The sequence below is a fragment of the Novosphingobium sp. CF614 genome, assembly GCF_900113255.1.
Lineage (GTDB): Bacteria > Pseudomonadota > Alphaproteobacteria > Sphingomonadales > Sphingomonadaceae > Novosphingobium.
Genome location: NZ_FOOR01000003.1, coordinates 20575 through 40486, shown reverse-complemented (window position 1 = coordinate 40486; position 19912 = coordinate 20575). Strand labels below are relative to the sequence as shown.

The following is a 19912-nucleotide window of genomic DNA, read 5'->3' as shown; positions in this document are numbered from 1 at the left end:
ACAGGAGTCTGGAATGCGAGAGCGCCCCGGTCGGGTCGAAGGAAAAGTTGCCGTTGTCACGGGCGCCGGATCGGTGCCGGGGCCGGGGTTTGGCACGGGAAAGGCGATCTCGATCGCGCTTGCGCGCGAAGGCGCCAAGCTGGTGCTGGTCGATCTCTTCCCCGAACGCGCCGAAGACACCAAGCAGGCGATCGAAGCCGAGGGCGGAGAGGCCATCGTCGTAAAGGCGGACTGCACCAAGTGGCGCGACTGCTCCGACATGGTGCTCAAGGCCATGGACGCGTTCGGCACCATCGACATCCTGGTGAACAACCTCGGCCTGGCCTCGCCGGGCACCGTCACCGAAATGTACGAGCGTGACTGGGACCGGGTGTTCGACATCAACTTGCGCACCGTGTTCCTGTGCTGCAAGTACACGATCCCGGTGATGCTGGCGCAGCAATCGGGATCGGTCATCAACCTTTCGTCGATTTCGGCGCAGCGGCCCGGCCGCACGGTAGCCTATACCGCCGCCAAGGCTGGCGTCGAGGCGATGACCTTCGACATGGCCTATACCTATGGCCGCAAGGGCGTCCGGGTGAACTGCGTGCTTCCCGGCAACATCAACACGCCGATCGCGTCCAATGTGCTCAAGGCCTTCCCGGGTCACGAGCAGATGCAGAAGATGCGCGAGAAGGCCGGCATGCTGGGCATCCCGGGCGATGCCTGGGACATCGCGCATGCGGTGCTCTACTTCGCCAGCGACGAATCGCGTTTCGTGACGGGCGTGACGCTGCCGGTCGACGCGGGCGTGCTGCGCACCACCGCGTCCTCGATGGCCGCGGAGATCCGGGCGATGGTCGAGGAAGAACTGAAGGGGGAGGCCTGAGGCCATGGCCGGCGGGGAAACGGAGACGGTAAGCGGCGGACGGCTGGTCACGCGCGAGCTGGCCGAATGGGTCGCGGGCCTGCGGTACGAGGATCTGCCCGCCGAAGTCGCGGCGGAGGCCGGCCGGGCGCTGGTCGACTATCTCGGTGAATGCCTGTTCGTCGGCGGGACCAAGCCGCTCGGCCAGCAGATCGCGCAGTTCTGCGCGGTGAACGGCGGCGGCCAGCCCGAAGCCACGATCATCGCGCTCGGCAAGAAGACACTGGTCTCGCGCGCGGCGCTGGCCAACGGCACCATGGCGCTGGGCTTCGAATATGCCGATTACGGCGCGGGCAGCCGCCCCTATCCTTTCGCCGTCACCGGGCCGCTCTGCCTTGCCGAGTTCCGCAAGCTGTCGGGCAAGCAGCTCGCGCTTGCCATCGTCATCGGCTACGAGGTGATGTGGCGCACCTTCCGGGGCATGCACCCCAAGGGCATGACCGGCTTCTACACCCCGGCGGTCTACGGCACGCTCGGTTCGGGCGCGGCCTGCGCCAATCTTCTGGGCCTCGACGCGGACCGCACGCAAGCGGCGATCGGCTTCGCGGCCGCGTTCACCGGCGGGACGTTCCAGGGGCACGAGGAAGGCGCCTGGCAGCGCTGCCTCAACGGCGGCATGGCCGGCGAGCGCGGCGTGACGGCGGCGATGCTGGCCGAAAGCGGCTACCAGGCGACCAAGATGGGGCTCGAGGGCATCCAGGGATTCGCGGCCATGTTCGGCGACAAGACGATCCGCGCCGACGACATGTTCGAAGGGCTGGGCGAATCGTTCGTCATCACCAACCGGTGGGTCAAGGCCTACCCGATGAACACCACGCTGCACGCGCCCACCGAGGCGCTGCTCAAGGTGATGAAGGCGAACAACCTGCACCACGGCGAGATCGCCGAGATTTCCGCGGCCTGGCAGAAGGTCGAGCCGTTCCTGGCCAAGCACAAGGTTTCCACCGTGGTCTCGGCCCAGGCCAGCCTGCCTTTCGCGCTCGCCATGGCGGCGGTGCGCGGCAAGGTGACCGTGGACGAATTCACCGACGAGACGGTGGCCGATCCCGATATCCAGGGCCTTATTCCCAAGGTCACGGTGACGCAGGATCTGGAACTTTACCAGCGCGTCAAGAATTCCATGCCCGGCCGCGTGACCGTGCGGACCAAGGACGGGCGCGAATTCACCGACGAAGTGCTTTATCCGCGCGGGAATCCCGGAAATCCCTTGAGCGAAGCGGAGTTCAAGCACAAGTTCATGGAAATGGCCGAGCGCGTCCTGGGCAGGGAACAGGGCGAAGAGCTCTATGCGCGGGCGATTGCGCTGACGGACATCGCGGATGTTTCCGAACTGGCGCCGTTGTTCGCCCGAAAATAGGTTTACTCAGGAGTTTGTCCGATGGGCATGAACGCGATTGAAAAGATTCTGGCACGCCGCTCCGGCAAGGACGCGGTGAAGCCGGGCGACGTGGTCGTCGTCGATGTCGATACCGCGGTGTCGTTCGACTACGGCAAGACCAACATCCAGAAGATCCACGATCCCGACATGCTGGTGCTGCTGCACGACCACGTCGTGCCCTCGCCGACGCTTTCCGCCGCCAACGGCGCCAAGGCCATGCGCGAATTCGTCGCCAAGTTCGGGGTGAAGAACTATTTCCCCGTCGGCCGCCACGGCATTTCGCACGTGCTGGTCGCGGAGGAAGGGCTGGCGCTGCCCGGCACCATCCTGGTCAACGGCGATTCGCACACCTGCTCGTCGGGCGCGCTGAACTGCCTCGCGCGGGGCATGGGCCCTTCGGAGATGACGTACATCATCTGCAAGGGCAAGACCTGGTACATCGTCGGCCCGACGACCAAGATCGTGCTCGAAGGCACGCTGCCCGAAGGCGTGTATCCGCGCGACGTGATCCACTACATCGCGGGCCAGTACGGCGATTTCGCCGGGCGCAACCTCGAATGGTATGGGTCGGGCCTGGAGGCGATCGGCATGGACGGGCGCCTGACCATGGCCACCATCTCCGCCGAGCTGTCGGTCGAGTTCTCGCTGTTTCCCTATGACAAGGTGCTGGCGGACTATCTCGACGGCCGCGCCAAGCGTGCGTTCGAACCTTCGTTCCCGGACGAGGATGCGGAATACGAGCAGGTCATCACCATCAACCTGTCGGAGCTGGAACCGCAGGTGGTGCTGCCCAACAAGGTGGCGTGGAACGCCAAGCCGATCAGCCAGGTGGTGGGCAAGCACGTCGACCAGGCCTTCATCGGCTCCTGCGCCAATGGCCGGCTGAGCGACTTCGCGATCGCCGCGCAGGTGGTGAAGGGCAAGAAAGTGGCCGATGGCACGCGTTTCATCATCACCCCGGGCAGCCAGGAAGTGATGCGCCAGGCGGTGCGCGCGGGCTATGTCGAAACCCTGCTCGAAGCCGGCGCGGTCGTCACCAATTCGACCTGCGGCGCCTGCTATGGCGGACACATGGGCCTGCTTGCCGACGGCGAGGTCTGCATCACCGCCTCGACTCGCAACTTCAAGGGGCGCATGGGCAGCGCCGAGGCCGAGATTTACATGGGTTCGCCCGCGACGGTGGCGGCATCGGCGATCGCGGGCGTCATCACCGACCCGCGCACCGTGCTGAAGGTTGAGGAACTGGCATGAGCAACAAGAAAGTCACCGGCAAGGTCTGGAAGTTCGGAAGCGACATCAACACCGATCTCGTCATTCCCAATTTCGCCATCTACATGAAGCGCGAGGAGCAGCCGGCGCACTGCTTCGTGGCCAACCGGCCGGGCTGGGTCGATGAAGTCAAGCCGGGCGATATCCTGATCGCCGGCACCAACTTCGGCGTCGGATCGGGGCGGCCGATCGGCGACGTGTTCGTCGACCTGGGGGTTGCCGCCGTGGTCGCCGAAAGCTTCAACGGGCTGGGCCTGCGCAACTGCGTCAATGCCGGGCTTGCCTCGCTGCCGTGCCGCGGCATCCTCGACGCGTTCGACGAGGGCGACATCGCCGAGGTCGACTGGGGCACCGGGGAAGTGCGCAACCTGACCAAGGGCACGACCCTTACCGGCCAGGCGTTGCCGCAGGAAATCCAGGGCATCGTCGAAGAAGGCGGCGTGGTGGAGAAGCTGACAAAGGAGGGCTTCCTGGCCTGACGGCCCGGAACCCGGAGAAGGAAGCCAGACGATGACGAAGTCCGTTACGGAAACTCTCGCGGAATGGGTCGTTTCCACGCGGTTCGACCAGGTTCCTGAACTGGGGGTCGCGCGGGTCCGGGAACGGTTCATCGATTCGATCGGCGTGGCCTTTGCCGGCATGTCGGTCTCGACCGGCCAGATCATGGCCCGCTGGGTGCGCGAACAGGGCGCGCGCGGGCATTGCACCGTGCTTGGCGCCGATTTCCAGACCAGCGCGTCCTATGCGGCGCTGACCAACGCCGCTTCGGGCCACGCGCTCGAATTCGACGATATCGCGGTCGGCAGCGGGCACTACGCCAACCCGATGACGGCGGCCACGCTGGCGCTCGGCGAAAAGCTGGGCGCGTCGGGCGCCGACGTGATCCTGGGCTGGATGGTGGGCTATGACATCATCGCCCAGACGTCGAAAGTCACCGCCGATCCCAAGGGCAACAGCCTGCTCAATCGCGGCTGGTTCAACCAGGGCTTCCTTCCCGCCATCGGCGTCGCGGCGGCGGCCGCGCGGATGATGAAGTTCGACGTCATGCAGACCCGCATGGCGATGGGCCATGCCGCCTCCACCATGGCGGGCGTGCTGAAGAACCGGGGCAGCGACACCAAGGGCTTCGTCGCGGGCAACGCCGCGATGCACGGCATCATGGCGGCGGAACTGGTCGCGCTGGGCTTTACCGCCAATGACGAGATCATGGACGGGGAAATCGGCGTCGGCCGGCTGCTGGGGCTCGACAATGGCGATCCGCAGAAGATGCTCGATGGGCTCGGCGGCTGGACCATGGCCAAGCTGGGCTCGACGATCCGCCTCCACGCCTGCTGCGGCGCCAGCCACTGGAGCCAGGATGCCTTGCAGAAGATCGTCCGCAAGCGTCCGGTCCAGGCCGGGGAGATCGTGCGGATCGATGTCGAGGTTCCCGAATTCCTGCTGCCGATGATGCCTTATGAGGCGCCCGAGACCGGCCTTGAAGCCAAGTACAGCTTGCAGTACGATCTGGCGACGATCGCGCTCGACGGCAAGGCGGGGCTCTATCAGTACACCGACGCGGCGGTGCAGCGGCCAGAGGCGCGCGCGCTGATGAAGAAGGTGGCGGTCCATCCCACCAATGCCGGGCTTGCGAGCAAGGTCACCGTCACTCTCGCGAGCGGCGAGGTTCTTGAAGAAACCGTCACGAAGACGCATGGCAATCCGGCCGACCCGCTGAACCGCGAAGAGGTTACCGGCAAGTTCCACGAATGCGCCGAGGCGCTGGTTCCGCTCGCACAGCGCGAGCAGGTGATCGCGCTGTGCGACAGGCTGGAAGAGGTTGAAGATATTCGCGAGTTGGGCCGCGCGCTGCGCGTCGCCGAACCGGTCAGTTGAATGCATGCCGGTGTCCGCGGCGCCGATGCGCGCGCGATGCACACCGGCGGCCAGAACGATGAAGGAGTGAAGGACAATGTCATACGACCTGCTCATCAAGAACGGGACCATCGTCGATGGCACCGGCAAGCAGCGTTTCAAGGGGAACGTCGCGATCAGCGGCGGCCGCATTGCCGCCGTGGGTGACGTCGATGGCGAGGCCGCGCGGGTGATCGATGCCGGCGGCCAGATCGTGGCGCCCGGCTTCATCGACTGCCATACGCACTATGACGCCCAGATGTTCTGGGATTCGACGATCGACCCGGCGACCTGGCACGGCATCACCACGATGGTTCTGGGCAACTGCGGCTTCACGCTCGCGCCCGTCCGCCCCGACGACAAGGACTATGCGCTCGGCCTGTTCAGCGCGACCGAGGAAGTGCCGCTCGACGTGCTCGAGGAAAACCTTCCGCTCGAATGGGAGACTTTCCCCGAGTACATGAACCGGATCGAGCAAGTCCCCTGCGGCGTGAACTTTCTCGCGCAGTTCGGCCACGCCGCGGTGCGCCGCTACGTGATGGGCGAGGATTCGCTCAAGCGCGAGGCCACCGAAGAGGAAATCGCCGAGATGGTCCGCCTGGCCGAAGAGGCGATGGACGCCGGCGCCTGGGGCGTGACCACCAGCTTCTCGCCCCATCACATCGACGGATCGGGCGGGCACGTGCCTTCCTATTTCGCGAACTACGAGGAAACCGAGGCCCTGGCCAAGGCGGTCGGCCGTTCGGGCAAGCGCAGCTTCGCGCTCAATCCGAAGAGCAAGCGCGAGGGTATTTCCGACGAAGACAAGACGATGATGACCAATCTCGCCAAGGCTTCGGGCGTGACCATCTCGTGGAACGATTTCGGTGCCGGCGCGCCGAACTGGCTCCAGACGATCGAATACATGGAGGAGGAAATCCGCCAGGGCCGCGACGTGCGCGTGGTCGCTCGCTGCCAGCCCGCTGAATCGCGTTTCACCGCCGGCCAGATCTCGCCGCTCTATTCGGGCGATGCCGACTGGCGCGAGTTCTGCGGGCTCAGCCGCGAGGCGCAACTGGCGGCCATCGCCACGCCTGAATGGCGCGAGCGCCTTGGCCAGTACTGGCGCAAGGTTCCTTACGTCATCAACATCATCGTCGAAAAGGTCAGCACGCCGGAGCTCAAGCCGCTGCTGGGCAAGTACCTGACCGATATCGCCGCCGAGCGGGGCGTGGACCCGATCGAACTGATGTTCGATATCGCGCAGCAGGACGGCATGGGCACGATCTTCCTGCTTCGCGGCCGTCCCAAGACCGACGAATCGGATTTCGAGCGCATTCTCAAGAGCCCGTCGACGCTGATCGGCGTCTCGGACGGCGGCGCCCACCTCCAGACGTTCGCCGGCGCCGACTTCCCGACTTATTTCCTCAAGCACTGGGTGCGCGAGAAGTCGACCTTCACCCTGGAGGAAGGCGTCGCGGCGCTGACCTCGGAAGTCGCCGACTTCATGGGCATCAAGGATCGCGGCGTGCTGGAGCCGGGCAAGGCCGCCGACGTGGTGATCTTCGATGCCGACACGGTTCAGCCCGAGCTGCTCGAGACGCTCCAGTTCCCGGGCGGAAAGGCGATCCGCCTGGCCAAGCGCGCCCGCGCCGTTCCCTATGTCATCGTCAACGGCACGCCGATCATCGCCGAAGGCGAGCGGACCGGAGCGACCCCGGGCCACCTGCTGCGAGCCTGATCGCCGGTGTTTCCGGCCCGGGACATGGGAAACCCATGCCCGGGCCGACCGGCGCTTGGGTTGGAGAGGGCAAGGGCCGTGCCTGAAGCGCGCCGTTCGCGGCAAGGCCCACCCGCCCGCCAACCGCATCGAACTCGGGGAGAGTGACGCCATGAGCCTTTATACCACCATCCACCTGCACAATACCGTCCCCGGGCGCGAGGCGGACTATGCCGACTGGTTCGACGGCAAGCATCGCGGCGACCTGGAGCGGCTGCGCGGTTTCCGCAGTGCCGACCGGTACGAGGTCTCCCCCGAGCAGGTCATGCCCGATATCCCGCAGCCCTGGCGGTTCCTGAGCGTCTACGAATTCGACTACGCCGCGCCGGAAATCGATCTGCCCGCGCTGGGGCCGCTGCTCGCCGAGCCGCGCGACGCGGGCCTTACCGACGATTCCACGCAAAGCGAGCGGATCTACAGCTATCGGCTCTATTCGGACTGGCGGTTCAGCCCGAACCACCAGCCCGGCAAGCCGTTCTCCGGGGTGTCGATCATCCTGGGCAACATCACCGCCGGCCGCGAGGCGGAATATCACAAGTGGTATGACGAAGTGCACGCTCTGGAAGTGACCGGGGTTCCCGGCAAGGTCGCGATGAAGCGCGGCCGGCTTGCGGACCTGCAGATCGAGCCGCGGCGCTATTGCCCGGGCTGCGAGCTGGTGTTCTGCGCGCAGCAGACCGATAACCTGGCTTTCACCGTCCAGGATTTCATCGACCGCGCGCGTGGCAACAGCCCTTCGGGCGTGGTCTTCCAGCCCAGGTCCAAGGCCGGGTCCTTCGCCCGCACGGTGCACTATTTCCGCAAGATCAGCGGCACCGAATTCTGGGACGGCGGGATCGCCTATGACGGGGATCTGTCCGTCTATCCCCTCTGAACGGCGCGTCGAAGGGGCGCCGAAATCCAGGGCGTGGTCAAACCGCTTGCGGAAAGTCAGCCGGACGCCCGGCGATCAGCGTGGCAGGATGCCCTGGCAGACGAACTTGAGCACTTTGCCGTCTTGCGAATCCCAGTGGACGGCCTGGACCGCGTTCGGGGTCGCCCACTCGCCCGCCAGCACGCCGGTGGGGTATAGGATGCGGGTGTGGGTGGTGGCCGCCAGGCTGCCGGCGCAATCGACGCTGCGGTCCTGGAGGACGGTGGTGCCCCTCGGGTACTGGCGCTCGGCCCGGAGCAGCACTTGCGCTTCCCGGAATTGCCGGCCCAGCCCGCCCGCCGTCACGCTCGCGGCATCGACGCTGATGCTGCGGCCGATCGCGCGTTCGATGTCGGGGGCGAAGACCTGATACCACTGGCCGATCTGGATCGAGAGAGTTTGGGCGACAGCCGGCGCGGCGAACGGCAGTGCGATGAACAGGGCGGCGATCGGCAGCGCGCGCCTCACAGCGGGTTTCCGTTCTCGTCGCGGTAGATGTCGCGGCGGCCGACATGGTTGGCGGGGCCGACGTAGCCGTCGTTTTCCATGCGCTCCACCCACTTGGCGGCGGTGTTGTAGCCCACGCCCATCTGGCGCTGGAGCCAGGAGACCGAGATCTTCTGGTTTTCGAACACCAGCTGGCAGACCTGGCGGTACTTGCGCTCCTCGGGCGCGTCGGAGGCGGTGGCGTCCAGATCGTCGAAGCCGAAGCCGCCGTCCTCGGGCTCTTCGGTGACGGCGTCGACATAGTCGGGCTTGCCCTGGGCGCGCCAGTGGTCGGCGACATGCTCCACTTCCTCGTCCGAGACGAAGGGGCCGTGGACGCGCTTGATCGGGTCGGTGTTGGGCTTGAACAGCATGTCGCCCTTGCCCAGCAGCTGTTCGGCGCCTTGCTCGCCCAGGATCGTGCGGCTGTCGATGCGGCTGGTGACCGCGAAGGAGATGCGGGTCGGCAGGTTGGCCTTGATGACACCGGTGATGACGTCCACCGAGGGGCGCTGGGTCGCCATGATGAGGTGGATGCCCGCCGCGCGGCTCTTCTGCGAAAGCCGCTGGATCAGCACCTCGATCTCCTTGCCGACCGTGACCATGAGGTCGGCCAGCTCGTCGACGATGAGCACGATCTGCGGCAGCGCCTGATAGTCGAGCTGGCGATCCTCGTAGAGTTCCTCGCCGGTGTCGGGATCGAAGCCGATCTGGATGCGCCGGCCCAGCGGCTTGCCCTTGGCCGCCGCCGAGCGCACTTTCTCGTTGAAACTGGCGAGGTTGCGCACGCTGATCTCGCTCATCTGGCGATAGCGGCGCTCCATTTCCTCCACCGCCCACTTCAGCGCGCGCACCGCCTTGGGCGGCTCGGTGACGACCGGCGAGAGCAAGTGCGGGATATCGTCGTAGCTCTTCAGCTCCAGCACCTTGGGATCGACCAGGATCAGGCGGCACTGCGCCGGGGTCATGCGGTAGAGCAGCGAGAGCAGGATGCAGTTGAGCCCCACCGACTTGCCCGAACCGGTGGTGCCCGCCACCAGCAGGTGCGGCATGGTCGCGAGGTCGGCGACGACCGGTTCGCCGGCGATGTCCTTGCCCAGGATGATCGGCAGCATCCCCTTGTGGTGGGCGAAGGCCTCGGAGGCGACCATTTCCTTGAACGAGACCATCTGGCGATCGGTATTGGGCAGTTCGATGCCCATCACCGTGCGGCCCGGGATCGAGGAAACGCGGGCGGAGATCGCGCTCATGTTGCGGGCGATGTCGTCCGCCAGGCCGATCACGCGGCTGGCCTTGATGCCCGGCGCCGGCTCCAGCTCGTACATGGTGACGACCGGGCCGGTGCGCACCGCGGTGATATCGCCCTTGACGTTGAAATCGTCGAGCACGGTTTCCAGCAGGCGGGCGTTGCGCTCCAGGCTGAGCTTGTCGACCCGGGGCTGCGAATTGGCGGGGGGATCGGCGAGCAGTTCCAGGCTGGGCAGCTCGTACTGGTCGAACAGGTCCTTCTGCCGGCTGCCGGCACCCAGCCTGGCCGGCGTGGCGGAAGCCTTGGGATCGACGATCTCGGGCGCCTTGCGCGGCTTGTCCGGGGCGAACGGGGTCGCCTCGCCGCGCGGCGCGGGTTCGGGCGCGCCCTTGCCGGCGGCGGGGGCGAAGGGCTGGGCGCCTGGCGGGGGCAGGGCGCGCGGCGCGCGGCCGATGCGGCCGGGCAGGGTGAACAGACGGCCCCAGTCGAAGGCGAAGACCTTGCCGATCAGCGCCGTCCCGGCCAGCAGGCACGCCAGCGCGAGGCCCAGCGTCGCCCAGCCCCGCGCCGACGGCGGCGCCAGCGCGGCGAGGGCGTCGATCGCCCGGGCGCCGAGCAGGCCGGAAATTCCGCCCATCGAGGCCGGCAGCGTGCCGCCCGGCGCGGTGAACCATAGCGAGAGCACCGTCGCGATCAGCACCATGGCGAAGGCCAGCACCCCTGCCGGGCGCCACCAGCGCTGGTTCGAATGCTCGACCTCGCCGTCGTCCTCCTCGACCATCAGCCACAGCTTGCGGGCGAAGACGTAGAGCAGCGGCAGCAGCAGCGCGGAAACCGGCCCGAACAGGAACAGCGCCCGCTCGGCGGCCCAGGCGCCGGTGGGACCCATCCAGTTGCGCACCTCGCCCCCGGCGGCGGTGGAGGCGGAGGGGTCGGTCTGGTGATAGCTGGCCAGCGCCAGCGCCAGGAATACCATGAGCGCGAACAGCAGCACCGCGCCGGAAAGCTCGGTCGCGCGGCGCAAGGACCGCTTCAGGACTGCGCGCCAGTCCGGCTTGGCTATTCGCCGCCCGGGCGCGATGGGCCGTGTCGCCATAGAAATTCCCCTGATTTCGGCCACCGATAATGCGCCGGGGGAGGACTCGCCGTCAAGAATGAAGCGGGAACGTGCCTGTGGGCCATTTTGCAAGACCCCGATTGCCCCCTCCAATGGCGGCCCATTTGCCGGTGCCGATCGCGCGTGCGCGGTGCGCCGTCATGCCGCCCAGCGCGATTACCGGCACCCGCGCGCGGGCCGCCAGCAGCCGGAAACGAACCGGGCCGAGCGTGCGTGCCCCCGGGTGCGACCGGGTCGGGAAAACGGGCGAGAGCACCGCCGCGCGCGCGCGCGCGCGGTGCGCCGCGCCCAGTTCGCGCAGCGAATGGACGGTCGCCAGCCGCGGCAGCGCCGGTCCCCGCGCCAGTTTCCCGGGCGCGCCATAGGCCCCGTCGGCGCCCCAGGCGCGGGCTTCGCGCGCGGCGGCGGACAGCACGACGAGGTGCCGCCGCCGCCGCGCCGCGCGCGCCAGCGCCGCGAAGCGCGCGCGCCGCTCGCCTGGCGGCAGGTGGTAATGGCGGAAGATCAGCCCGGATCCGCGCGGCAACCGGGCAAGGATGCGCTCCAGCGCCGCGTCGTTGCGTTCGTCGCTGACAAGCCAGATATCCGGAAGAGGCGGCTGGCGGTTCGGCATGGGGACGCTATAGCAGCGCGCCATGGATCAGCCAGCCAGCCCGCTCGAAGATATCCGCGCGCGTATCGCGCATGCCGCCCGCCTCGCCGGCCGCGAGCCGGAGCAGGTCGAACTCGTCGCCGTCTCCAAGACCCACCCGCCGGAGCGCATCGCGCCGCTGATCGCGCAAGGCCAGCGCGTCTTCGGCGAGAATCGAGTGCAGGAAGCCCAGGCCAAGTGGCCGGCGCTGCGGGAGGCGCACCCGGACGTGAAGCTGCACCTCGTCGGCCAGCTCCAGTCGAACAAGGCCGAGGACGCGGCGGCGCTGTTCGACTGCATCCACTCGCTCGACCGGCCCTCGCTGGCCGCCGCGCTGGGCAAGGCGATGGAGAAGGCGGGGCGGCGGGTGCCGTGCTTCGTCCAGGTCAATATCGGCGCCGAAGAGCAGAAGGGCGGCTGCGCGCTGGCGGAGGTCCCCGCGCTGCTGGCCCTGGCGCGCGAGGCCGGGATTCCCGTGATCGGCCTGATGTGCGTGCCCCCCGCCGCCGCCGAACCGGCGCCGTTCTTCGCCCTCCTCGCCAAGATCGCCGCCGACAATGGGCTGGCCGGGCTCAGCATGGGCATGAGCGACGATTTCGAAACCGCGGTGATGCTGGGCGCGACCCACGTGCGCGTCGGCTCGGCGCTGTTCGGGGCGCGGGGCGCGAACCGGGCATGACGCAAGGCCGGGACTAGGGCCTGTTTCGCCGGCCTACTTCGGGGCCGACAGCTCGTCGCCGGTCAGTGTCACCACGTGGAGCAGGTTGGTCGATCCCGGCACGCCGAAGGGCACGCCGGCCAGCGCCACCAGGCGCGATCCGGCGCCGCCGAAGCCGTGGCGCAGGGCCATGCGCTTGCCCTTGGCGATCATCTCCTCGAAGCTGCCGATGTCCTTGGTGGTGACGGCATGCGCGCCCCACAGCAGGGCCATGCGCCTTGCGGTCTTGTGCGAGGGCGTGAGCACCAGCATCGGCGCGGCGGGGCGTTCGCGGGCGACGCGGCGGGCGGAGATGCCCGAGCCGGTGAAGATGATGATGCCTTCGATCGTCAGGGTATCGGCGATCGTCGCGCAGGAGGCGGACAGCGCGTCGGCGGTGGTCGCGTCGGGCGGGGTCTCGGCGATGTGGATGCGCGCGCGGTAGGTCGAATCGCCTTCGACCTGGGTGGCGATGCGGTCCATGATCGTCACCGCCTCCACCGGCCACTGGCCCGCCGCCGTTTCGGCCGAAAGCATGACCGCGTCGGCGCCGTCGTAGACCGCGTTGGCGACGTCGGAGACTTCGGCGCGGGTGGGCGAGGGGCTGGTAATCATCGATTCGAGCATCTGCGTGGCCACCACCACCGGCTTGCCCAGGGTGCGGGTCTTCTCGATGATGTGCTTCTGGATCGGCGGCACTTCCTCGGGCAGCAGCTCGACGCCCAGGTCCCCGCGCGCGACCATGATGCCGTCGGACAGCTCGATGATCTCGTCCAGGCTCTCGACCGCGGCGGGCTTTTCGATCTTGGCCATCAGCGCGGCACCGGAAGCGTTCGGGCCGCCCATCAGCCGCCGCGCCTCGGCCACGTCCTCGGGGCGCTGGACGAAGGACAGGCCGATCCAGTCGGCCCCCTGCTCGATCGCGAAGGCCAGGTCGCGCCGGTCCTTGTCGGTCAGCGCCGGGACCGGGACGATGGCGTCGGGCACGTTGACGCCCTTGCGGTCGGAGATCGGGCCGCCCACTTCGGCGGTGCACAGGATCGCGTCCTGCTCGGGCCGGATCACCACCAGGCGCAGCTTGCCGTCGTCGATCAGCAGGCGCTGGCCCTTCCGGAGGATCCCGAAGAGTTCGGGATGCGGCAGACAGACGCGGTTGTCGTCGCCCGGTTCGGGGTTGCGGTCCAGCGTGAAATGGGCGCCGTGGCGGATGAAGGCCTTGCCTTCCTTGAAAGTGCCCACGCGCAGCTTCGGGCCCTGCAGGTCGCACAGGATCGCGACGGGGCGGCCGAGATCCTTTTCTACCGCGCGGATATTGGCGATGGTTTCGCGGTGGGTATCGTGATCGCCGTGGCTCATGTTGACGCGAAAGGCGTCGGCGCCGGCCTTGAGCAGCTTGGCGATCATCTCCCGGTCGCGGCTGGCGGGGCCGAGCGTGGCGAGAATCTTGACCTTGCGCGTGCGCTTGATGCCGCGATGATGGGGCGAGCGGCGATGGGTGCGCGAATTCTGGGGGGTGCTGACCAAGTTTCGACTGCCTTTTTCGGGAACGGGCCGTCATATGGCAAAGTGAAGCTTACAAACCAAGGACGATCGGCAGGAAAATGAACACGAATGACCAGATCGACACGCTCGACGATACCGTGGCGGCGGCGGCTTTCCGCAGGCTGGTGCGCCATTTGCAGCAGCGCCACGATGCGCAGAACATCGACTTGATGGGGCTTGCCGGCTTCTGCCGCAATTGCCTGGCCGACTGGATCCGCGACGCCGGCTTCGAAGGCGACAAGGCCCAGGCCCGCGCGGTGATCCACGGCATGCCCTTCGACGAGTGGAAGGCGGCCTACCAGACCGAGGCCACGCCGGAGCAGATGGCGCGCATGGAGGAAAGCCTGAAGAAGAACGGCGGCGCGCACTGAGCGCGTTTCCCGGCGCGCGCTTTCCGACGGCGTGATGCGCCAGCCTTGTTCGCTGGGGGGCTCGCGGGGGCTGGACATGTTGGAAAAGTGAGAACATAGTAGGAACAAATCTAGTGATTCGTTCCTATGCCGGACTCTCTCATCGAATGGAAACCACCACGCCTTGCCCAGCGGCCCGGCCGGCACATGCCGGACCTCGCAGCCGGCCACCTGCATGAAATCCACGCCGGGGAAGAGGATCGGGCCGCGGCCATGGCCTTCGCGCTTTCCGCGATCCGCGCCGGAAACGGGAAAGCCCCGGCTGAAACTCCGGCCGAAACCTTGGCCGAACCCCTGTTCCTCGTGCGGTGGCGATCCGGATCCTGCCCCGCCGTGCTGTGCGGGGAAGGGCTGGCCATGCTGGGGCTCGCCCCGGCGCGGCTGGTGATTGTCGAGGCGGGGAACGAGCTGGAATTGCTGCGCGCCGGGCTGGAGGCGGCGCGTTGTCCCGGGGTCGGCGCGATCCTGCTCGAAACCCGGGGCCGGCTGGCCGGCTACGACCTGACCGCCAGCCGCCGCCTCGCCCTTGCCGCGGAACGGACGCGGGGGCGCGTGATCGTCCTGCGCATCGCGGCGGCGCCCCGTCCCAGCGCCGCCCAGACGCGCTGGTCGGTGGCGGGCGCGCCGTCCGTCCCGCTGGCGGCGGACGCGCCGGGCTGGCCGGCGATCGACGTGGAGCTGCTGCGCCGCCGGGATGGTCCCGCCGGGGGACGCTGGCGGCTGGAATGGGATGCTGAACAGGGCTCTTTCCGGGAGACAGGCGATGAAACGGCGATACCTGGCACTGTGGTTGCCCTATCTTCCCTGCGAACGGGCGCGGCGGGCGGGCGGAGCTTCGATCCCCGCGCCGCCTGAGCCCTTCGCGCTCGTCGGCCGCAGCGGCAATGCGTTGCGGCTGGCGGCGGTCGATGCCCGCGCGCAGGCGCTGGGGCTTGGCCCGGGCATGGCGCTGGCCGATGCCCGGGCGCGCTGCCCGGGGCTGGCCACCCTGCCGCACGATCCGGACGCCGATCGCGGCGAGCTGGACCGGCTGGTCGCGGGGATGGCGTGCCTGACGCCGATGGCGGCGGCCGATCCGCCCGACGGGATCGTCCTGGACATCACCGGCTGCGCCCACCTGCTGGGCGGCGAGCGCGAACTGGCCGGACGGGCGGCGGAGCTTGCCGGGTACACCGTCCGCCATGCCCTGGCGGACAACGCCGCCGCCGCGCGTGCGCTTGCCCGTTATGGCACTCGCCGTGGGCAGGGGGGCGAGGATGTCCACGCGCTTCCCGTCGCCGCGCTCGAGCTGCCCGGGCCGGCGCTGGTCGCGCTGCGGTGCGCGGGCCTCTACCGCATCGGCGACCTGGCGCGGCGCCCGATGGCGGGGCTGGCCGCGCGCTTCGGGGAAGCGGCGGTGGCGGGCCTGCGCCGGCTGCTGGGCGAAACCGCCGCTCCGATCGCCCCCCATGCCGCCCCCGTCCCGATTCGCGCCGAGGCCCGTTTCGCCGAACCCATCGCCCGCACCGACGATGTGCTCGATGTGATAGAGGACCTGCTGGTCCGGCTGGAGCGCGACATGGCGGCGCGGCGGATCGGCGGGCGGCGCTTCGTGGCCACGCTCTGCCGCAGCGATGGCGCGCGGCGGCGGCTGGCGGTGGAAACCGGCCAGCCGGTGCGCGATCCGGCCACGGTCATGCGCCTGATGCGTGAGCGGATCGAGACCCTGGCCGATCCGCTCGATCCGGGCTTCGGCTTCGATGCGATCGTGCTGGCCGTGCCCCGCGCCGAACCGCTGGGCACCCGCCAGATCGAACTCGACCGGGCCGAAGCATCCGGAGACAGCGTGGCGGCGCTGATCGACCGGCTCGGCGTGCGGCTGGGGGCGGAGCATGTCCTGCGCATGGCGCCCCGCGACCGGCACTTGCCGGAAAAGGCCCAGGCCCTGGTGCCGGCGGCCACGCAAGATCGCGGCTTTTCCCCTCCCTTTGCCTTCAGGGGAGGGGCCGGGGGCGGGGCTGCTCGGCCAGCACGGTGCCCGGATGATGGCCCCCACCCCAACCCCTCCCCCGAAGCGGAGGATCTCTCGGCTTCCTGCTTTGACCTCGCGCCCGTTCCGCGCCCGCTCTACCTGCTCGATCCGCCGCAGCCGGTCATGGTCGTCGCCGGGGTGCCCGATGGGCCGCCGCAGCGCTTCCGCTGGCGCGGCAAGCTCCACGAAGTGCGCCTCGCCGAAGGGCCGGAGCGGATCGCGGCGGAGTGGTGGCGCGCGCGCGGCGGCCATCTTCCCGGCGGGGCGGGGCCGACCCGCGACTATTACCGGATCGAGGACGGGGCGGGGCGGCGCTACTGGATGTTCCGCAGCGGCCTGTTCGAGGAACGGCCGAACCCGCGCTGGTATCTTCACGGATTGTTCCCGTGACCCGGCTGGAGGCGCCGTTCTTCGCCGAGCCGGTCGCGGCCAGCAACTTCAGCTTCCTGCACGGCGCCTCGCACCCGCGGGAGATGGTCGCGCGGGCCCATGCGCTGGACATGGCCGGCATCGGCGTGGCCGATCGCAACACCGTGGCGGGCGTGGTCCGCGCCCATCAGGCATGGAAGGAACTGGGGGGAGAGGCGGCGGGCGGATTCCGATTGATCATGGGGGCGCGGCTGGTCTTTGCCGACGGCACCCCCGACGTGGCGGCCTATCCGGTCAGCCGCCGGGGCTGGGGCCGGCTGACCCGGCTGCTCACGCTGGGCAACCGGCGGGTGGAGAAAGGCGCCTGCGAGCTGCACCTGCCGGACCTTATCGACCATGCCCAGGACATGGCGCTGATCGCCATGGACGCGGATGCCCGGCTGCTGGGCGCCCTGCGCGAGGCGAGCCCGCATCTCTGGCTCGCCGCGACGATGCCGCGCGCCGGGCGGGACGCGCGGCGGCTGGCCGGGCGCATGGCGCTGGCGGCGCAGACCGGCGTGCCGCTGATCGCCACCAGCGATGCGCTCCATGCCCGGCCCGAGGATCGCCCCTTGCAGGACGTGCTGACCTGCATCCGCGAGGGCCTGACGGTGCAGACCGCCGGCCGCCGCCTGGCCGCCAATGGCGAACGCCACCTCAAGCCGCCGGCGGAAATGGCGCGGCTGTTTCGCGATTGCCCGCAAGCCTTGGCGGCGACACGGGATTTGTTCGCCCGCGTGGAATTCACGCTGGACCAGCTCGCCTATGAATATCCGCACGAGCCGGTGCCCAAGGGATGGACCCCGCAAGGCTGGCTGGAACATCTGGTGGAGCAGGGCGCGCGGGATCGTTTTCCCGGCGGATTGCCCCCAGCCTACCGCGCGGTGCTGGCCGAGGAGTTCCGCCTGATCGGGACGCGGAACTATGCCTGCTATTTCCTGACCGTGCATGACATCGTGCGCCATGCCCGCAGCCTCGATCCGCCGATCCTGTGCCAGGGCCGGGGCAGCGCCGCCAATTCGCTGGTCTGCTACCTGCTTGGGGTGACGCCGATCGATCCGGTGAAGGAAAAGCTGCTATTCTCCCGCTTCCTGTCCGAGGAGCGCAACGAGCCGCCCGACATCGACGTCGATTTCGAGCACGAGCGGCGCGAGGAAGTGATGCAGTATATCTACCGGCGGTATGGCCGCGAGAAGGCGGGGATCGCGGCGACCGTCATCCACTATCGCCAGCGCAGCGCCGTGCGCGAGGTGGGCAAGGCGCTGGGCCTGACCGAGGATGTGACCGCGCGCCTCGCCGGCACTGTCTGGGGCAGCTGGAGCGGCAGCGCGATGCCCGAAGAGCGGCTGGTCGAGGCGGGCTTCGATCCCGCCAACCCGGAACTCGTGCGCCTGCGCGACATCGTCGGGCAATTGCTCGAATTCCCGCGCCATCTTTCGCAGCATGTCGGCGGCTTCGTGCTGAGCGAGGGGCGGCTCGACGAACTGGTGCCGATCCACAACGCGGTCATGCCCGAGCGTACCTTCATCGAATGGGACAAGGACGATCTCGACGCGCTGGGCATGATGAAGGTGGACGTGCTGGCGCTGGGCATGCTCACCTGCATCCGCAAGAGCTTCGACCTGCTGCGCGCGCAGGGCCTGCGCGACCTGACGCTGGCCAGCGTCCCGCGGGAGGACGAGGCGACTTACAAGATGCTGCAAAGGGCGGACAGCATCGGCACTTTCCAGGTCGAAAGCCGCGCCCAGATCTCGATGCTGCCGCGCATGAAGCCCAGGTGCCTCTACGACCTTGTCATCCAGGTGGCGATCGTGCGGCCCGGGCCGATCCAGGGCGGCATGGTCCACCCCTACCTGCGGCGGCGCAACCAGGAGGAGATACCCGAATATCCCGGCCCGCCGGACAGTCCGGACGAGCTGAAGGACGTGCTGGAAAAGACGCTGGGCGTGCCGCTGTTCCAGGAACAGGCGATGAAGCTGGCGATCGTCGCCGCCAGGTTCACTCCCGCCCAGGCCGACGGGCTGCGCCGCGCCATGGCGACTTTCCGGCACCACGGCACCGTGCATCACTACCAGTCGCTGATGATCGAGGGCATGGTCTCTCGCGGATACCCGCGCGATTTCGCCGAGCGCTGCTTCGAACAGATCAAGGGCTTCGGCGAATATGGCTTTCCCGAAAGCCACGCGCAGGCCTTCGCCTGGCTCGCCTATGTCTCGTCATGGCTGAAGTGCCATTACCCGGCGGCTTTCACATGCGCCCTGCTCAACAGCCAGCCCATGGGCTTCTACGCGCCTGCCCAGCTCGTGCGCGACGCGCGCGAGCATGGGGTGGAAGTGCGGCCGATCGACGTCAAGGCCAGCGGCTGGGACAACGCGCTGGAAGGCGAACGCGTGCTGCGCCTGGGCCTGCGCCAGATCGACGGGTTCCGCGAACCGTGGGCGGAGGCGCTCGTCGCCGCGCGGGCCCGGGCTCCGATCGCGGGCCTGGAGGATCTCGCCCGCCGCGCCGGCCTGCCTTCGCGCGCACTGCACCTGCTGGCCGATGCCGACGCGCTCGGATCGCTGGGCCAGAGCCGGCGCGAGGCGGGCTGGGAAGCGCGGCGGGTGCCGCCGGCCCAGCTTCCCCTGTTCGCGGCCGGGGATCTGCCGGAACTGGGCCGCGAAGCCGATGCCGCCCTGCCGCCGATGCCGCCTTCGGAGGAAGTCGCCGCCGATTACCAGACCCACCGGCTCTCGCTCAAAGGCCACCCGATGCAGTTCCTGCGCGATCACTTCGCGGCGCGCGGCGTGCTCGATTGCGCCTCGGTCAATGCCGGCAAGGACGGCAGCAGGGTGCGCGCGGCCGGCGTGGTGCTGATCCGCCAGCGCCCCGGCACCGGCAATGCCGTGTTCATCACCATCGAGGATGAGACCGGCGTGGTCAACGCGCTGCTCTGGGCCCGCGATTTCGAACGCCAGCGCCGCGCGGTCATGGCCGCGCGGCTGATGGTGATCGAAGGGGAGATCCAGCGCAGCAAGGAAGACGTGGTGCACCTGATGGCCCGCCGCGTCACCGATGCCAGCGAGGCGCTGGCCCTGCTTTCACCGGGCGAGCACGGCACGTCCCCCGTCGCCCCGGCGGCCCATCGCCATCCGCGAAACGTCCGCGTCCTGCCCCGATCGCGGGATTTCCATTGAGACGAAGCCGATTCTCCTCCCTTCTTCGTCGTTGCGAGGCGAAGAGGCCGCCGAAGCAATCCAGGG

At 68.5% G+C, this 19912-nt stretch carries 16 protein-coding genes; 12 read left to right on the top strand and 4 right to left on the bottom strand.

Annotation, left to right across the window (positions count from 1 at the left end):
- Positions 1-13 precede the first annotated feature (13 nt).
- The 7 genes from BM052_RS05110 to BM052_RS05080 all read left to right on the top strand — a co-directional run bounded on the left by BM052_RS05110 (position 14) and on the right by BM052_RS05080 (position 8080).
- A complete protein-coding gene (locus BM052_RS05110) occupies positions 14-868 on the top strand; it encodes an SDR family NAD(P)-dependent oxidoreductase (RefSeq protein ID WP_091144053.1) in 855 nt (284 codons plus the stop codon).
- 4 nt (positions 869-872) lie between these two features.
- A complete protein-coding gene (locus tag BM052_RS05105; protein ID WP_091144050.1) occupies positions 873-2264 on the top strand; it encodes an MmgE/PrpD family protein in 1392 nt (463 codons plus the stop codon).
- Positions 2265-2291: 27 nt separating this feature from the next.
- Positions 2292-3536 (top strand): 3-isopropylmalate dehydratase large subunit, encoded by a 1245-nt coding sequence (locus tag BM052_RS05100; protein ID WP_218151517.1) that lies wholly within the window; start codon positions 2292-2294, stop codon positions 3534-3536.
- Positions 3533-4033 carry a LeuD/DmdB family oxidoreductase small subunit gene (locus BM052_RS05095; RefSeq protein WP_091144046.1) on the top strand — a complete coding sequence of 167 codons (501 nt, stop codon included), beginning with the start codon at positions 3533-3535 and terminating at the stop codon, positions 4031-4033. Before BM052_RS05100 ends, BM052_RS05095 begins: the two co-directional genes overlap by 4 nt.
- A gap of 31 nt (positions 4034-4064) precedes the next feature.
- A complete protein-coding gene (locus BM052_RS05090) occupies positions 4065-5429 on the top strand; it encodes an MmgE/PrpD family protein (RefSeq protein ID WP_091144044.1) in 1365 nt (454 codons plus the stop codon).
- A 76-nt stretch (positions 5430-5505) separates the two neighbouring features.
- Complete coding sequence (locus tag BM052_RS05085; protein WP_091144042.1) at positions 5506-7167, top strand: N-acyl-D-amino-acid deacylase family protein; 1662 nt, start codon at positions 5506-5508, stop codon at positions 7165-7167.
- A gap of 151 nt (positions 7168-7318) precedes the next feature.
- Positions 7319-8080: a hypothetical protein gene (locus tag BM052_RS05080; RefSeq protein ID WP_091144040.1), complete on the top strand. Its 762-nt coding sequence runs from the start codon at positions 7319-7321 to the stop codon at positions 8078-8080.
- A gap of 75 nt (positions 8081-8155) precedes the next feature.
- On the opposite strand, the gene BM052_RS05075 is transcribed toward BM052_RS05080, so the two are convergent.
- Genes BM052_RS05075 through BM052_RS05065 form a run of 3 tightly spaced genes read right to left on the bottom strand, consistent with a single transcriptional unit; the run spans position 8156 to position 11584 of the window.
- Entirely contained in the window at positions 8156-8587 is a 432-nt protein-coding gene (locus BM052_RS05075; RefSeq protein ID WP_091144037.1) for a hypothetical protein, read from the bottom strand.
- Positions 8584-10950: a DNA translocase FtsK gene (locus BM052_RS05070; RefSeq protein ID WP_091144034.1), complete on the bottom strand. Its 2367-nt coding sequence runs from the start codon at positions 10948-10950 to the stop codon at positions 8584-8586. Before BM052_RS05070 ends, BM052_RS05075 begins: the two co-directional genes overlap by 4 nt.
- A 52-nt stretch (positions 10951-11002) precedes the next feature.
- Positions 11003-11584: a thiamine phosphate synthase gene (locus BM052_RS05065; protein ID WP_255405977.1), complete on the bottom strand. Its 582-nt coding sequence runs from the start codon at positions 11582-11584 to the stop codon at positions 11003-11005.
- Positions 11585-11606: 22 nt separating this feature from the next.
- Here BM052_RS05065 and BM052_RS05060 point away from each other — a divergent pair, with 22 nt between their 5' ends.
- Positions 11607-12281: a YggS family pyridoxal phosphate-dependent enzyme gene (locus BM052_RS05060; protein ID WP_091144030.1), complete on the top strand. Its 675-nt coding sequence runs from the start codon at positions 11607-11609 to the stop codon at positions 12279-12281.
- A gap of 33 nt (positions 12282-12314) precedes the next feature.
- Here BM052_RS05060 and pyk read toward each other — a convergent pair whose 3' ends face one another.
- Positions 12315-13766, bottom strand: coding sequence for a pyruvate kinase (gene pyk, locus BM052_RS05055; RefSeq protein WP_091144442.1), 1452 nt, complete (start codon positions 13764-13766; stop codon positions 12315-12317).
- A 134-nt stretch (positions 13767-13900) separates the two neighbouring features.
- Between pyk and BM052_RS05050 the strand changes: the two genes are divergently transcribed.
- The 4 genes from BM052_RS05050 to BM052_RS05035 all read left to right on the top strand — a co-directional run bounded on the left by BM052_RS05050 (position 13901) and on the right by BM052_RS05035 (position 19846).
- Entirely contained in the window at positions 13901-14212 is a 312-nt protein-coding gene (locus BM052_RS05050) for a DUF1244 domain-containing protein (RefSeq protein ID WP_091144027.1), read from the top strand.
- Between the two features lie 126 nt (positions 14213-14338).
- Positions 14339-15106 carry an ImuA family protein gene (locus tag BM052_RS05045; protein WP_177198335.1) on the top strand — a complete coding sequence of 256 codons (768 nt, stop codon included), beginning with the start codon at positions 14339-14341 and terminating at the stop codon, positions 15104-15106.
- The gene (locus BM052_RS05040) at positions 15015-16652 is read left to right on the top strand and encodes a Y-family DNA polymerase (protein WP_091144022.1); all 1638 of its coding nucleotides are present in this window, start codon (positions 15015-15017) and stop codon (positions 16650-16652) included. Before BM052_RS05045 ends, BM052_RS05040 begins: the two co-directional genes overlap by 92 nt.
- Positions 16649-19846, top strand: a complete 3198-nt coding sequence (locus BM052_RS05035; protein ID WP_255405976.1) for an error-prone DNA polymerase — start codon at positions 16649-16651, stop codon at positions 19844-19846. Before BM052_RS05040 ends, BM052_RS05035 begins: the two co-directional genes overlap by 4 nt.
- Positions 19847-19912 lie beyond the last annotated feature (66 nt).